Source organism: Cellulophaga sp. HaHaR_3_176 (genome assembly GCF_019021925.1).
Lineage (GTDB): Bacteria > Bacteroidota > Bacteroidia > Flavobacteriales > Flavobacteriaceae > Cellulophaga.
In genome coordinates, this window is sequence record NZ_CP058990.1 from 57,566 (window position 1) to 72,936 (window position 15,371).

Annotated in this window: 15 protein-coding genes; 8 read left to right on the forward strand and 7 right to left on the reverse strand. The window is 32.4% G+C overall.

Annotated features, from left to right (window positions below; translation table 11 throughout):
• Position 1: 1 nt before the first annotated feature.
• From clpX to H0I23_RS00275, 7 genes are all read right to left on the reverse strand, one after another.
• Positions 2–1,237 (reverse strand): ATP-dependent Clp protease ATP-binding subunit ClpX, encoded by a 1,236-nt coding sequence (gene clpX / locus H0I23_RS00245; protein ID WP_216784470.1) that lies wholly within the window; start codon positions 1,235–1,237, stop codon positions 2–4.
• A gap of 96 nt (positions 1,238–1,333) precedes the next feature.
• On the reverse strand, positions 1,334–2,014 hold the full coding sequence (gene clpP / locus H0I23_RS00250) for an ATP-dependent Clp endopeptidase proteolytic subunit ClpP (protein ID WP_216784471.1): 681 nt from the start codon (positions 2,012–2,014) through the stop codon (positions 1,334–1,336).
• A gap of 87 nt (positions 2,015–2,101) precedes the next feature.
• A complete protein-coding gene (gene tig, locus H0I23_RS00255; protein WP_216784472.1) occupies positions 2,102–3,424 on the reverse strand; it encodes a trigger factor in 1,323 nt (440 codons plus the stop codon).
• 97 nt (positions 3,425–3,521) lie between these two features.
• Positions 3,522–3,872, reverse strand: coding sequence for a phage holin family protein (locus tag H0I23_RS00260; protein WP_216784473.1), 351 nt, complete (start codon positions 3,870–3,872; stop codon positions 3,522–3,524).
• Between the two features lie 78 nt (positions 3,873–3,950).
• Positions 3,951–5,438, reverse strand: a complete 1,488-nt coding sequence (locus tag H0I23_RS00265) for a G-D-S-L family lipolytic protein (RefSeq protein ID WP_216784474.1) — start codon at positions 5,436–5,438, stop codon at positions 3,951–3,953.
• Between the two features lie 131 nt (positions 5,439–5,569).
• Complete coding sequence (locus tag H0I23_RS00270) at positions 5,570–6,340, reverse strand: alpha/beta fold hydrolase (protein WP_216784475.1); 771 nt, start codon at positions 6,338–6,340, stop codon at positions 5,570–5,572.
• Entirely contained in the window at positions 6,340–7,068 is a 729-nt protein-coding gene (locus H0I23_RS00275) for a pyridoxine 5'-phosphate synthase (protein ID WP_216784476.1), read from the reverse strand. Before H0I23_RS00275 ends, H0I23_RS00270 begins: the two co-directional genes overlap by 1 nt.
• 88 nt (positions 7,069–7,156) lie before the next feature.
• Here H0I23_RS00275 and H0I23_RS00280 point away from each other — a divergent pair, with 88 nt between their 5' ends.
• From H0I23_RS00280 to murI, 8 genes are all read left to right on the forward strand, one after another.
• Complete coding sequence (locus tag H0I23_RS00280) at positions 7,157–7,813, forward strand: CBS domain-containing protein (RefSeq protein ID WP_216784477.1); 657 nt, start codon at positions 7,157–7,159, stop codon at positions 7,811–7,813.
• A 5-nt stretch (positions 7,814–7,818) separates the two neighbouring features.
• Positions 7,819–8,697: an NAD kinase gene (locus H0I23_RS00285; RefSeq protein WP_216784478.1), complete on the forward strand. Its 879-nt coding sequence runs from the start codon at positions 7,819–7,821 to the stop codon at positions 8,695–8,697.
• Between the two features lie 115 nt (positions 8,698–8,812).
• Entirely contained in the window at positions 8,813–9,517 is a 705-nt protein-coding gene (locus tag H0I23_RS00290; RefSeq protein WP_216784479.1) for a DUF6089 family protein, read from the forward strand.
• Between the two features lie 10 nt (positions 9,518–9,527).
• The gene (locus H0I23_RS00295; RefSeq protein ID WP_216784480.1) at positions 9,528–10,268 is read left to right on the forward strand and encodes an isoprenyl transferase; all 741 of its coding nucleotides are present in this window, start codon (positions 9,528–9,530) and stop codon (positions 10,266–10,268) included.
• A complete protein-coding gene (bamA, locus tag H0I23_RS00300; protein WP_216784481.1) occupies positions 10,240–12,870 on the forward strand; it encodes an outer membrane protein assembly factor BamA in 2,631 nt (876 codons plus the stop codon). The genes H0I23_RS00295 and bamA overlap by 29 nt, the downstream gene beginning before the upstream one ends.
• Before the next feature lie 192 nt (positions 12,871–13,062).
• Positions 13,063–13,866: an OmpH family outer membrane protein gene (locus tag H0I23_RS00305; protein ID WP_216784482.1), complete on the forward strand. Its 804-nt coding sequence runs from the start codon at positions 13,063–13,065 to the stop codon at positions 13,864–13,866.
• A 69-nt stretch (positions 13,867–13,935) separates the two neighbouring features.
• On the forward strand, positions 13,936–14,445 hold the full coding sequence (locus H0I23_RS00310; protein ID WP_216784483.1) for an OmpH family outer membrane protein: 510 nt from the start codon (positions 13,936–13,938) through the stop codon (positions 14,443–14,445).
• A 145-nt stretch (positions 14,446–14,590) separates the two neighbouring features.
• Positions 14,591–15,370, forward strand: a complete 780-nt coding sequence (murI, locus tag H0I23_RS00315; RefSeq protein WP_216784484.1) for a glutamate racemase — start codon at positions 14,591–14,593, stop codon at positions 15,368–15,370.
• Position 15,371: the final 1 nt, after the last annotated feature.

Consider the following 15,371-nt stretch of genomic DNA (forward strand, 5'->3'; position numbering starts at 1 on the left):
TCTACGAAACAGCTTTTAACTTTTTAAATGTATCGTATGAAAGTTTTTTCTCAGCATACTCTTTTGTGATTTTCAATTCTTTTTCGTCACTACTAGGTAGTTCGAACATAGCATCAGTAAAAATAGCTTCACATAATGAGCGTAATCCACGAGCACCTAATTTATACTCTATTGCTTTCTCAACTATGTAATCTAAAGCATCGTCAGTAATGGTAAAGCTTACATCATCCATTTTAAACAGTTTTTCATACTGTTTAATAATAGCATTTTTTGGCTCCGTTAAAATAGCTCTAAGCGTTTTAGTATCTAAAGGGTTCATATGAGTAAGAACAGGAAGACGGCCTATTATTTCTGGTATTAAACCAAAATCTTTTAAATCTTTAGGAATGATATATTGTAATATATTATTCTCATCTAATTGTTCTTCATCTTTAGAAGCGCTATATCCAATAGATTGCATGTTTAAACGCTTATTAATGGCTCTTTCAATACCATCAAATGCGCCACCGGCAATAAATAAAATATTTTCAGTATTAACTTCTATAAATTTTTGATCAGGGTGTTTTCTTCCTCCTTTTGGTGGAACATTTACAACCGTACCTTCTAACAATTTTAATAAACCTTGTTGAACTCCTTCGCCAGAAACATCTCTAGTAATAGAAGGGTTATCGCTTTTACGAGCAATTTTATCAATTTCATCAATAAAAACAATACCGCGTTCTGCTTTTTCTAAATTATAATCAGCAGCTTGTAAAAGTCTAGTAAGTATACTTTCAACATCTTCACCAACATAACCAGCTTCGGTAAGTACAGTAGCATCAACAATAGCTAAAGGAACGTTTAACATTTTAGCAATTGTTTTAGCCATTAATGTTTTTCCAGTTCCAGTTTGTCCAACCATTATGATATTACTCTTCTGTATCTCGACATCATCGTCTTGAGAAGAAGGTTGTAATAATCTTTTGTAATGATTGTATACAGCAACAGACATTACTTTTTTAGTTCTTTCTTGTCCGATTATAAATGTATCAAGAAAATCTTTAATTTCTAAAGGTTTCTTTAATACTAATTCAGATGAAAGATCTTCGTTTTTAGATTGATTGGACTCTTCGGTAACAATACCGTGAGCTTGTTCAATACAACGATCGCAAATATGAGCATCTAACCCAGCGATAAGCAGATTTGTTTCTGGTTTTTTTCGCCCACAAAAAGAGCACTCTAAACTTTCTTTTGCCATAATTTGGTAATCTTATTACCTATATAAACGAAAAAAATTCGTTTTAGTTTTAAAAAATAATAAATAAGCTATAGTAGCATTATAAATTAGTCGAAATTATTTCTTTTCTCTTACAAGAATTTCGTCAATCATACCGTAGTTTTTAGCTTCGTCAGCCTTCATCCAGTAATCTCTATCGCTATCCTCATTAACCTTGTCAATAGACTGGTCAGAGTGTTGTGCTATAATTTCGTATAATTCTTGCTTTAATTTCAAGATTTCTCTAGCAGTAATTTCGATATCACTAGCTTGTCCTTGAGCACCTCCCATTGGTTGATGTATCATAACTCTAGAGTGAGTAAGTCCACTACGTTTACCTTTTTCACCAGCACATAAAAGTACAGCACCCATTGATGCAGCCATTCCTGTGCAAATAGTAGCAACATCTGGTTTTATGTATTGCATAGTGTCATAAATGCCTAGACCTGCATAAACACTACCTCCTGGAGAGTTAATGTAAATTTGGATGTCTTTATTAGCATCTGCACTTTCTAAAAATAACAATTGAGCTTGAACAATATTAGCAACTTGGTCGTTTATTCCAGTTCCTAAAAATATAATTCTATCCATCATTAATCTTGAAAAAACATCCATTGCAATTGCATTCATCTGGCGCTCTTCAATAATATTAGGAGTCATATTTGTAGGATACATGCTACTCATGATTTTATCATAGTACATGCTGCTAATACCTTGGTCTTTTATAGCGTAATTCTTGAATTCTTTTCCGTAATCCATAGATTTTTTAAATATGATATTAAATAAAAAAAGGTGTTGAAAACATGTTTTCAACACCGTAAAGATACTTATTTTATCTTAGGAAAACTATCCGTAAACTTCCTTTACAAAGTTTTCGTAAGTAACTTCTTTAGATTTTAGATTTGCTTTTTCTTTATATAAATCAATTAATTTTTGACTCATTAATTGTTCAGATAAGCGTTTAACTTCATCTTGGTTTGATAAAACTCTACCAGCGATGTTGTCTAATTCATCTTCAGCAGGGTTTAATTGTCCGAATTGTGCCATCTGAGATTTGATAAAACCTTTAGCAAATTCTTTCAATTCATCAAACTGAACCTGAAGGTTGTTTTCTGTAATTATTTTACCTTCAATTAATTGGTAGCGTAAACCTTTTTCTGATTTTTCGAATTCAGCCGCAGCTTCATCGTTAGTAAGTGTTTTTTCGCCAGTATGCTGAATCCATTTTTTTAAAAACTCAGTAGGTAAATCAAATTTTGTGTTTTCAATGAAATTTTCAGTAATATCATTTAATAACCTTTGGTCTGATTGCTGAGCAAATTGTGTTTCAGAATCTTCTTTAATTTTTCCTTTAAGCTCTTCAGTAGTTTTAACTACATCTTTTCCAAAAAGTTTATCAAATAATTCTTGATCAAGAGCAGCTGGCTCTCTTTCATTAATTTCTTCAATAGTAAAGCTAATGTCAACTTTTAGTTCAGCAGCTTTTTCTGCTGGTATACCTAAAGCTGTAGCTAATTCTTGATCTTCTTTGAATAAGCCTTTAGTGTTTACCGTAACAACATCACCAACTTTTTTTCCAACAAGTGCATCAATAGCTTTTTTGCTTTTTAAAGTGCTTAGCTCTAAAGTAGCTTTGTTTTCTATTTCTTCTTCTTCGTTTTTGAAAACACCACTAACTTCATCTTTTTTGCTAGCTTCTGATTTATTTACAAGTTTTCCGTACTGTTTTTGAATACGTTCTACTTGCTCATCTATCATTTTATTGTCAGCAACTATTTGATAATGTGTGATTGCTTTCTTTGTTTTTAAATCGATATTAAAACTAGGAGCTAAACCTAATTCAAATTCAAAATCAAAATTTTCTGAATCCCAATCAAAATTATCACGTTGTTTTGGTAAAGGATTACCCAGAACATCTAATTTTTCTTCAGTAAGAAATTTATTTAGGTTGTCTTGTATTAATTTGTTTACCTCATCAACCAATACGGCTTTGCCGTATTGCTTTTTTATAAGACCCATAGGTACTTGCCCTTTTCTGAATCCAGGAATGTTAGCTTGTTTCCTGTAATCTTTTAGGATAGTTTCAACTTTGTCTTGGTAGTCATCTTTTGTAACGGCAACCTTTACAACAGCATTTAATTCGTCAATCTGTTCTTTAGTGATATTCATCTCTATATCTAATTTTACTTCAATAAAATGGGATGCAAAAGTACTACATTTTGCGAATTGAGGCAAGTTTTTAAATCACTGAATTTCAAACGATAAGTTAATTTTTTTTATCTTCTTTTAATAAGGAGAATAAAATAGATTGTAAAAAGGATAAACAAAGGCTAAATAACAAAGCCCACCAGATACCTTCAACAGCAAAACCATCGATTAAATTGCTTGCTAAAAGTATGATTATTGCATTAATAATTAAGAGAAAGAGTCCAAACGTAACAATGGTTACAGGTAGGGTTAAAATCACTAAAATTGGTTTTACAATAAAGTTAAGTAGGCTTAGTACTACTGCAACTATTATTGCAGTCATGTAGCTGTCTACATTTACGTTTGGTAGTATTTTTGATAAAATCACTACAGCGATAGCGCTTAAAAGTATTCTTAATATAAGTTTCATATAATTTTCTTTAGATTAAATAAAATAAAAAAGGCGCCTTTTAAAAGGCACCTTAAAGTTATAAATAAATACGATATATTAATTAATATAAAGTCCTTTGTAATCTAAAGGATCTACACCTGGTAAATTCGATCCGTATTTAGTATTAATTTGTTTTACAAATTCATTGGCAATTAATGAGTAGCCTCTCGGGGATGGATGTACACCATCTAAAGAGAAGGCGCCACCTGTACCGTATGTGGCAGTTACATTGCTGCCGTCAGATAATGTTACTCCTGAAATAGCAACAGAAGTTAAGAATGTATTAGCGTCTACTAGTGGTAAATCATATTGTATAGCCATATTAGCGATTACGGCGTTGTAACCTTCCGTAGCTATTGCAACATCTTCTTGTTCTTGTGGGGTTAAAACCCAGTTATCAGCTAAAGGAACGCCTATTCCATTTACGCTAGCAGGGTTGCTAGGGTCTGCTAATGTGCCAATAAAACTTCTTGCTGTTAAAACCATTAAATCACTCGCAGTAGTTTGTCTGTATTTTGGTAAACCAGGTAGTTCAATTAAAAACTCATCTACAATAACTACGGCATTTAAACCTTCTGCAAATGTTATAGTTCTTGCAGCGGCATCATCATCAGAAATAAGACCTGCAAGTCTATAATTTTCAACGCCACCGTTATATAGAGCATAACCTGAATTTACTTGGTCTGCTGTTGCAGCATCAAGTGGCACAGGGTTGAAGGGTACTGTTGTAAAATAAGGAATAGTAGTCACATCTGGAATGTTAACAAGTACGCCGCCAGCATCGTTAGCTGTTAAGGCTTCTAGTAAACCATTATAAACAGAAGCGAATACGTTTGTATTTGTAATATCGTTACTACCATATGTAGTTGGGTCAAAATTATTTGTTTCATTATGATCTTCTCCTGCTCCACCTGAAGTAGCGTAACCTAAGATATCATTGTTTCCGATCCATAAAGAGAAAAATGTTGGATTTTGACTAACCGCATCGCCAATAACCGTTGCATTAGGAGATGATGCCATTCTGATAAAGTATGGGTTTGCATTTGGTAGAGCTTGAACATTGCCGTAACCCTGAACGCCTAAGTGAAAACTTTTCGCTCCTGGTACGCCCATGTTGTTAAAAGGGCCAGATATTACATTTGTAATTTCAGTTGTTCCTTGCCCATTAACAGGTACTGGGTTAGGTGACCCTGTTATAAAAGATAAAATCAATCTATTGCCAAAACCGTCGAGTGGTTCTCCTCCAAGTGTTAAGCCTCCTAAATTATCTGACATGAGTGGAATATTAAAATCTCCACCACCAGCAAGTGCAAAGTTGCCTGCTAGCATATTTGTAAAACTAGCTGTCTGTCCATCTGTAAATAAAGCGCTATCTGAATAGCCTGCTGTTAGTGAATTACCTACCGAAACATATTTTGTGAAATCTGCAGTACCGCTTGTGTAAACTACGGGGGTTGGTTCCATTGGCTCCGTTATTGAATCTTCGTCATCAGAACAAGATGCAAGTAGAGCGCCAAAGGCGAATAATGCGATAGTCTTTTTCATTTATAATTTTTTTGAGTTATAGTTTGGATGAAATTGCACATAATGCGATACTACCAAAATTAATTAAAATTATGATACTGACAACGAAATGACTAAAAAAATTATGCATGCATAATAAAAAACACCTTTTTTTAGGAATTCATAAACAATGAAGAGAATTTGAAAAATTGTTTTGGGTTTTCAGCATGTAGCCAATGACCTGCGTTATCAATAGTTTTAATTTCTGCTAACGGAAAATGACGTTTAATTGTAGCATAATCTTCTTGAACTATATATTCCGATTTGTCACCTCTTAAAAAAAGAGTAGGGCCAGCGTAGCTTTCGGTTGCGCTAATATTTTCTCCTACCTCTTCCATTTTATTACTTAAAACACTTAAATTAAACCTGAAATCTAATTTTCCTTTTTCTTTCCAGTATAGGTTTTTAAGTAAAAATTGTCGAGTTCCGTAATCTTTAATTGCTTTTGTTAATTTTTCATCGGCTTCACCTCTAGAGGTAAGCTTGTCTATATTTAAACTATTTAATGCGTTAATAATGCCTTGGTGGTGGGGTGGGTAAAATTTAGGACCAATATCAGCAATTAATAATTTATCAGTCTTTTCAGGGTACGTGCAAGCGAACTGCATTGCTGTTTTTCCACCCATTGAATGACCTAAAACAATTGCTTTATCTATGTTGTGGTAGTCAAAATAATTTTTAAGATCTTCAGTTAGAAAATCATAATTAAAATTTTCAGATTGAAAACTTTTGCCGTGGTTGCGTTGATCGATAAGATGAACGTTATAGCCTATTTCAGCATATTTTGCACCTAGTGTTTTCCAATTGTCTGACATGCCTAAAAAACCATGTAATATAATCATTGGTTTTCCTTGACCTAGTATTTGAGAGTGTAATAATTGCATTATTTTAATTTATTCAAGTACATGTTAATTACGTTTTCTAGACCAAAGTATAACGATTCGCAAATAAGTGCGTGACCTATAGAAACTTCTAGTAAGTTAGGTGTGTTTTCTTTAAAAAATTGAATATTATCCAAACTTAAGTCGTGCCCAGCATTAATGCCTAAGTTAACTTCAGTGGCTTTTTTTGCAGCAATATTAAATAGGCGTACGGCATTTTGTTTTTCTTCTTCGGTTTTAGCAATAGCATAATCCTTAGCAAAACTTTCAGTGTAAAGTTCAATTCTGTCGGTTCCTATTTCTGCAGCTTTTTCAATTATAAGCGGATTTGGATCCACAAAAATTGAAGTTCTAATTCCGTTTTTTTTAAAAGTATCAATAACTTCTTTTAAAAAATCAAAATGTTTCTCAGTGTCCCATCCTGCGTTAGATGTAATTGCGTCTACAGCATCAGGCACAAGTGTCACTTGAGTTGGTTTTACCTCTAAGACTAAATCAATAAATTTCGGATTTGGGTTTCCTTCTATATTGTATTCTGTAGTTACAATACTTTTTAGTGCTCTAGCATCGTTATATTTAATATGTCTTTCGTCGGGCCTGGGGTGTATGGTAATACCTTGTGCTCCAAAATCTTCGATGTCTTTAGATACATTTAATAAATTAGGCATGTTTCCGCCTCTAGCATTTCTAAGAGTGGCAATCTTATTTATATTAACACTTAATTTTGTCATTTTGTAGTGTGCTTTTATTTAACAAAAATACAAATTAGGTATGCTTTTTGAAGTATTTAATTAGTAATTTGCATTATAATATATTAGTATGAATATACAATCACACATCCTTACTTCTATTCCGGTTTTTGAATTGGAAGATTCAATGTCAGAAATTTGTCGCTTTTTTGGTGAAACTACATATTCTCATGTAGCTATAACTGAAAAGGGTAAATTCTTAGGTTTAATAGCTGAGAACGATATGGAGGAAGTAGAGGTATTGAAGAAAATTGAAGATTTTAGATATAACCTAGAGGCTTTTGCTGTTAATAAGGAAACATCTTGGTTAGATGTTTTAGAAGCATTTGCTAGAAATGAAGCAAATTTACTGCCAATTGTAGATGAAGATTCTCTAGTAGTTGGTTATTATGATTTAAATGATATTGTGTCTGTTTTTATCGACACTCCTTTTTTTACAGATCCAGGTGGTGTTTTAGTAGTAGCTAAAGGTGTTAAAGATTATTCGTTTAGTGAAATAGCGCAAATTGTAGAAAGTAATAACACAAAGTTGATTGGAGGGTTTATAACTGATACGGTTAATGACGTTGTGCAGGTGACTATAAAAATAGGTTCTACAAATTTAAACGATGTTATTCAGACATTTAGACGTTATAATTATACTATTTTGTTTGGAAATAATGATGATCAATTTTTAGAAGATTTAAGACAGCGGTCTGATTATTTAAATAAATACTTAAACGTCTAATGGGTATGAAAGTTGCTATTTACGGTCAAACATATTCTGATAACGCTTTAGATTATGTTGTTGAATTGTTAGATGAATTAGAAGGGGCTTCTGAAGTGTTTTTTGAGGAAGAATTTTATGATTTACTTTCTAAATCTAAGAAAATAGATGCTTATCAGGTTTTTTCAATGAAAGAAGGTTTAGATTCTTCTTTTGATATGTTTGTGAGTTTTGGTGGCGATGGAACGGTTCTTAGAGCAATAACATATGTAAAAGATTTAGGTATTCCTATTGTAGGTGTAAATACCGGTCGATTAGGTTTCTTGTCGACATTTAAAAAAGAAGATGTTCGTAAAGTTGTAAAAGAATTTGTGGCGGGAACGTATACTATTGTGGAAAGAACATTGGTGGAGGTACATACCAACCCAGTAGCTCCTGAGCTTGAAGACTTGAATTTTGCCCTTAATGAGGTTACTGTTAGTAGAAAGGATACTACCTCTATGATAACTGTCGATACAAGTTTAAATGATGAGTATTTGACTTCATATTGGGCTGATGGTCTTATTGTTGGTACACCAACAGGTTCAACAGGGTATTCATTAAGTTGTGGTGGTCCTGTTATAGAGCCTACCGCAAAATCATTAATATTAACGCCAATAGCACCTCATAATTTAAATGCAAGGCCGTTAGTTATTTCTGATGATACTATCATAAAATTAAAAGTTTCGGGTAGAGAGGAAAATCATTTAATTTCTCTTGATTCTCGAATAGCAACGTTAGAAAACGGTACTGAAATTACAGTAAAAAAAGCATCGTTTACTATCAAAATGATAGAATATACATCTGAAAGTTTTTTGAAAACATTGCGAAACAAGCTTTTGTGGGGTGAGGATAGACGTAATTGACGCACCTAAAACAATAAAAGAGGTTAATTGTTGTTTATCAAAGAGAGAACAACAATGTAATAATTAAAGTTTTACAAACTATTGAAATTGTTATATTTGCAAACTTTTATAACTCATGAAGACATTTTTTGCGCTAATAATCACCTTGTCATTTTTTTCTTTGTCACTGAAAGGGCAAACCTATGAGGTTGGTATTATGGCTGGTGGAGTAAATAATATAGGTGATGTCGGGAGAACGAATTATATTGCGCCTTCAGGTATTGGTTTAGGGGGTATTTTTAAGTGGAATATAAGTAAAAGGTATGCTTGGAGAGCAAGTTTATTATATGGAGAATTCACAGCTGATGATACTAAATCCAATTTGTCTTCTAGGCAAGAGAGAGCGTATGTTGTAAATAATAATGTTTTAGAATTTTCTGCGGGGTTAGAATTTAACTTTGTTGAATATAATTTGCATAGATTGGGTGATGCTTTCACGCCTTATTTATATACAGGAGTAACCTATTTAAGGTATGACTATAATTATATTGATGCAAACTTTGTTATAGATGATGAAAATCAACGAGATGGTACTTTTGCAATACCTATGATTGTTGGTTTTAAATATAGAATTAGTCAATCGTTTATTCTTGGGGCCGAAATAGGAGCCAGATATACGTTTACAGATAATTTAGATTTCAGCAACCCTAAAGATCCTAATTTAGAATCTTTAGAGAACAATGTTGATTTCGGGAACATTTTTAGTAATGATTGGTATGTTTTTTCAGGGGTTACATTGACCTATACATTTAAGAGAAAACCATGTTCTGATTGTTTTTAGTAGCACATATATGAGCACTATAGATAGTATTGATAAAAATAAATTACCAAACCACATGGCAGTTATCATGGATGGTAATGGTAGATGGGCTAAACAACATGGTAAAATGCGTGTTTTTGGTCATGAAAACGGAGTTAAAACAGTTCGAGATACTGTTGAGTCTTGTGTTCAAATCGGAATTTCTTTCCTTACGTTATACACTTTTTCTACAGAAAATTGGAAAAGACCAAAGTTCGAGGTCGATACATTAATGCGATTATTAGTTTCTTCTTTAAAAAAAGAACTAGTAACATTTATGGATAATAATATTCGTTTAAATACAATTGGAAATATAGACTCATTACCTAAAAAAGCAAATAGAGAATTGCAAGAGGTGATGGCGAAAACTAGTGGGAATACGGGTATGACTTTGACTTTAGCACTAAGTTACGGGGCTAGAGAAGAGCTTAAGAATGCTGTGCAGGCCATAAGCGCCAAAGTTAAAAATAATATAATTTCTATTGAAAATATTGATGAAACCATTATTAATAACCATCTTTACACGCATAATTTGCCAGATGTAGACTTGCTTATTCGTACTAGTGGTGAGCATCGTATCAGTAATTTTTTACTTTGGCAGATAGCATATGCTGAATTATATTTTACCGATGTTTTATGGCCCGATTTTAATGAGGAGCATTTGGTCAAAGCAATTTTAAATTACCAAAATAGAGAACGAAGATTTGGAAAAACAAGCGAACAACTTACCTAGAAATGCGAAAAAGAACATTTCTTACCAATTAGTACTTACTACCCTTATTTTATTTTTAACAAGCCTTGTAGGGTCAGCCCAAAGCTCTTCTTATGAAGAGGGTAAGAAATATATTTTGGCAGGTTTAACAGTTTCAGGATTAGAGAGTTATAATGAACAGACTGTAAAAACATATACAGGTCTTCGTGATGGGCAACCAATAACTGTGCCTGGAGAAGAGATTAGTTCTATTATCAATAAGTTGTGGGGCTTAGAGCTTTTTAGTGATATTAGTATGTATATCACTAAAGTGGAGGGTGAAAATATCTATTTAGAATTAAATATTTTAGAACGTCCTACCTTATCTAATGTAACCGTTTATGGTGTTAAAAAAGGTAAAATTGCTGAAATCTTAAAAGATACTGACCTTAAAAAAGGTAAGAAAATTACTGAAAATTTAATAGCTAACACAAAAAATTACCTTCAGAATAAATATAAGAAGAAAGGTTTTTTAAATACGAAAGTAACTATATCTACAGCTAAGGATACGTCAGAAACCAATGCGCAGAGCATGGTTATGAATATCAAAAAGGGTTCAAAAGTAAAAATTGGGAGTATTAGTTTTGAAGGGAATGAGAAAATTTCTGATAAAAAATTAAAAAAAGCTCTTAAGAAGACAAAAGAAAAGTCTTTTAAAAACATCTTAAAACTTAAAAGGTCTAAATATATTCCAGAAGAATATGAGGCAGATTTAGTAAGCTTAATTGAGAGTTATGCAGAAAAGGGGTACAGAGATGCTCGTGTAATTTCTGATAGTATCATTAATGATGGTGAAGATTTAATAGATATAAATATTAAAGTAGAAGAAGGAAATAAGTATTATTTCGGTGATATTGATTTTGTTGGTAATACAGTGTATACAGATAGGCAATTAAGCTCTTTATTAGGTCTTAAAAAAGGTGATGTATATAATGGTGTATTGTTAAAAGAAAGAATAGAAGATAATACGAGGCCAGATCCTAATGATATAACGAGTGCATACCAAAACAACGGGTATATGTTTTCAAGAGTAACACCTGTTGAGATGTCAGCTTCAAATGACACTATTAATTTTGAAATACGAATAATAGAAGGTAAAGAAACATTTTTGGACCACGTTACTATTGATGGTAATGATAGAACAAATGATCATGTAGTCTTTAGAGAATTACGTACAAGACCAGGTCAAAAATATAATAAAGCAGATATTATTCGTAGTATTAGAGAGCTTGGTGCATTAGGCTTTTTTGATGCAGAAAATGTAAAGCCAGATGTAATTAATCCAGACCCTAATGCAGGAACTGTAGATTTGAATTATAGTTTAGTAGAGTCTGGTTCTAGCCAAATTGAATTACAAGGTGGTTATGGTGGTGGAGGTTTTATAGGAACTTTGGGTCTGTCATTCAGTAATTTTTCTATAAAAAACTTATTTAACGGTAAAGAGTATAAGCCAGTTCCGATGGGAGATGGACAAACATTTGCATTACGTTTACAGGCAAGTCAAACATATAGAGTTTATAGTTTAAACTTTTCAGAACCATGGTTAGGTGGTAAAAAACCAGTAAGTTTTAGTACTTCATTGTCTAGAACAAAGCAATTTGCTTTCGATACAAGTTCAGGTTTTAGTAGTTTTGAGAGAGATCCAAATCAAACATTCTCGATTACAGGAATAACATTTGGTTTAGCAAAAAGAGTACAGTGGCCTGATGATTATTTTACAATTTCACATTCTGTAGGGTATCAGTTGTATGAGTTTAATAACTATAACCTAGGTTTATTTAATTTCGGTAATGGTAATGTAAACTCTTTAGCTTATACATTAGGAATCTCAAGAAGATCAGCAGGAACTAACCCAATATTCCCAACCTCTGGTTCTAATTTTGAAATCAAAGCAAAATTTACACCACCATGGTCTTTATTTAATGGTACAGATTATGCTCAGTTAAATGAAGATGAAGCAGCACTTGAAAATACTTCAGGTACAGAAGCTCAGCGAATAGAACAAGAGCGTTTTAAATGGTTAGAGTTTTATAAAGTAAACTTTAAAGGTGATTGGTATACTACATTAGCAGGTAATAGATCTGATAAATCTTTAGTATTGCGAACAAACGCAGAATTTGGATTTTTAGGAAGTTATAATGCTGAGGTTGGCGATGTGCCTTTTGAGCGTTTTTATGTTGGTGGTGATGGTATGGGTAATTTTACTTTAGATGGCCGTGAAAATGTACAGTTAAGAGGGTATGCTAATAATAGTGTGACACCTTTTAATACAACTACAGGTCAGCAAGATGGAGCTGTAATTTATAACAAATTTTCAATGGAACTTAGGTATCCATTAACGTTAAAACCTTCAGCGTCTATTTATGGACTTGTTTTTGCAGAAGGAGGAAATTCTTTTAATAATTTTAAAGAGTTTAACCCATTCGAAATTAAAAGATCAGTAGGTGCTGGTTTGCGTATATTTATGCCGGCTTTTGGTCTTTTAGGAATTGATTTTGGTTATGGTTTTGATAGTGATTATATTTCAGGAACTAATGAGCCTAATGGGTGGGAAGTCCATTTTATTATTGGGCAACAATTTTAATAATATAAAACACGTATTGCTTTCTACTGATTAATAATTTAATAGTCTTTTAGATTGTAATACGTGTTTTTATTTTAAAAAAAGCTGTAAAATTTAAAGTTTTTAAAACTAAACTTCAGTATTCTACTCGCTTTCTTAAAATATTTATTTATTTTGGCACGATATTTTCTATACTAGATAAATGTAAACGAAATGAAAACAAAGGTTCTTTTAATAATAAGTGTTGCGTTATTTGCCTTTACTGGTTTTTCTCAACAACGTGGGGTTCGAATAGCTTATGTAGATATGGAATACATTCTAGAGAATGTTGAAGAATATCGAGAAGCTAATTTGCAGTTAGATGCTAAGGTTCAGAAATGGAAATTAGAAATCGAACAAGAACAAAGTGCTATTGATCAAATGAAAAAAGATCTGATAGCAGAAAAAGTTCTTTTAACAGCAGAGCTTATAGAAGAGCGAGAAGAGGAGATAAAAATTTTAGAGAAAGAAATGTTCGATTATCAGCAGGACAGATTTGGACCTAATGGAGATTTAGTTTTATCGAAACAAAGGTTGATACAGCCGATACAAGATCAGGTTTTTAATGAAGTGCAGAAAATAGGTCAGAATAAAAAATATGATTTAATTTTTGATAAATCTGCAGATGTTGTAATGTTGTATGCAGAAAAAAGATTGGATCTAAGTGAATTAGTCTTGAAAGCTATTTCTCGTACACGAAAGGTAAGTGCGGCCAGAGAAAGAGTGAATAAAAGAAATGCTTTGGATGATTATGAGGCTGAGCCAGTAGAAAGAGAAATGACAGATGCTCTAAAAGAGCGTTTATCTCAAGCGCAAGAAGCGCAAGAAGCTAGAGATAAAACATCTGCTGAAAAGCGTGAAGAGCAACTAAAGTTAAGAGAAGAAAGAAAAAAAGCTTACGAAGAAAGACGTAAGAAATTATTAGAAGAACGTGAGGCTAAGAAAAAAGCAACACAAGAAAGCGAAGACAATAAATAATTTAATATCAAAAAATTCCTCAACGGAATAAAACCATTAATTTAATACTCAAATTGTAATTTAAAAATCATGAAACACTTAAAAGGAATAGTAGCAGCAGTAGTTTTATTTGTAGCAACTACAGGTTTTGTAAACGCACAAAATAAAGTTGCACATATTAATGTAACAGAATTAATGTCTCAAATGCCAGAAATGAAGGCTGCTGAAGCTGAGTTAAAGAAATTAGAAGAAACTTACGGAGCAGATATACAAAGCTCAATGACTGAGTTGCAGAATAAGTATAAGCAATACCAGAGTGAAGCAGCTAGTAAGTCTGACGAGGAAAATCAAAAAAGAGGAGCTGAATTACAAGGTTTCGAAAAAACAATTCAAGAAGCTCGTCAAAAAGCATCTCAAGAATTACAAACTAAACAAATTGCATTGTTAGGTCCTATTTCAGATAAGGCTAAAGCTGCAATTGAGAAAGTAGCAGGAGTTCAAGGCATGAACTACGTTTTAGATTCTTCTCAAGGTAGTGGTGTAATTGTAGCAACAGGTACTGATTTATTACCTTTAGTAAAAAAAGAATTAGGTTTCTAGATTGAAACTCTAAAAGATATAAAAAAAGCTCACTTTAAAAGTGGGCTTTTTTTTTGACTTATTTTTAATAATATTCTTTTTTAGTAGAGACTTATTATTGGTGTAACTTTATCAAAAGATAATAAAACGTTTTATAGATACGTGTATGAATAAGCAGTCTATTGGTATTTTTGATTCAGGTATCGGAGGTACTTCTATTTGGAAAGAGATTAAGAAAGTATTGCCTTTTGAAGATACTATATACTTAGCTGATAGTAAAAATGCACCATATGGTGAAAAAAGCCCTCAAGAAATACTTGATTTAAGTATCAAAAATACAGAGTATTTATTAAGTAGAAATTGTAAAATTATAGTTGTAGCATGTAACACAGCAACAACAAATGCTATTTCTTACTTACGAAGTAAATTCGATATACCATTTATTGGCATTGAGCCGGCTATAAAGCCAGCAGTTTTAAAATCAACATCAAAAAAAATTGGTATTTTGGCAACAAAAGGAACTTTGTCAAGTGCACTTTTTAATAATACTTCTAACGCCTATTCAAAAGGTATTACTATAATAGAACAAGATGGTGAGGGTTTAGTTCCTCTTATTGAAGCTGGACTCGTTAATAGCATTGAAACTCGTCAACTACTTTTAAAATATATTACTCCGATGGTAGAGCAGGGGATTGATCATTTGGTTTTAGGGTGCACACATTACCCATATTTAATTCCTGTTTTAAAAGGGTTAATGCCGCCTCATATACAAATTATAGATTCAGGAGAGGCTGTAGCTAAACAGACTAAAAATGTTTTAGAAAAATATGATTTGTTGTTAGAAACAGGAGTATCTACTAATCAACTATATACTAATGCAGATGTTGCAATTCTGAAAACCTTTCTGAAAGGGTATACTGTAGATGTCAGCTATTTAAATTTCTGAG

Coding starts and splice junctions, on each gene's coding strand:
- H0I23_RS00270 (WP_216784475.1), bottom strand. CDS start 6,340: ATGCAATTATTACACTCTCAAATACTAGGTCAAGGAAAACCAATGATT.
- murI (WP_216784484.1), top strand. CDS start 14,591: ATGAATAAGCAGTCTATTGGTATTTTTGATTCAGGTATCGGAGGTACT.
- H0I23_RS00310 (WP_216784483.1), top strand. CDS start 13,936: ATGAAACACTTAAAAGGAATAGTAGCAGCAGTAGTTTTATTTGTAGCA.
- H0I23_RS00260 (WP_216784473.1), bottom strand. CDS start 3,872: ATGAAACTTATATTAAGAATACTTTTAAGCGCTATCGCTGTAGTGATT.
- H0I23_RS00295 (WP_216784480.1), top strand. CDS start 9,528: ATGAGCACTATAGATAGTATTGATAAAAATAAATTACCAAACCACATG.
- H0I23_RS00265 (WP_216784474.1), bottom strand. CDS start 5,438: ATGAAAAAGACTATCGCATTATTCGCCTTTGGCGCTCTACTTGCATCT.
- clpX (WP_216784470.1), bottom strand. CDS start 1,237: ATGGCAAAAGAAAGTTTAGAGTGCTCTTTTTGTGGGCGAAAAAAACCA.
- clpP (WP_216784471.1), bottom strand. CDS start 2,014: ATGGATTACGGAAAAGAATTCAAGAATTACGCTATAAAAGACCAAGGT.
- H0I23_RS00275 (WP_216784476.1), bottom strand. CDS start 7,068: ATGACAAAATTAAGTGTTAATATAAATAAGATTGCCACTCTTAGAAAT.
- H0I23_RS00285 (WP_216784478.1), top strand. CDS start 7,819: ATGAAAGTTGCTATTTACGGTCAAACATATTCTGATAACGCTTTAGAT.
- H0I23_RS00290 (WP_216784479.1), top strand. CDS start 8,813: ATGAAGACATTTTTTGCGCTAATAATCACCTTGTCATTTTTTTCTTTG.
- H0I23_RS00280 (WP_216784477.1), top strand. CDS start 7,157: ATGAATATACAATCACACATCCTTACTTCTATTCCGGTTTTTGAATTG.
- tig (WP_216784472.1), bottom strand. CDS start 3,424: ATGAATATCACTAAAGAACAGATTGACGAATTAAATGCTGTTGTAAAG.
- H0I23_RS00305 (WP_216784482.1), top strand. CDS start 13,063: ATGAAAACAAAGGTTCTTTTAATAATAAGTGTTGCGTTATTTGCCTTT.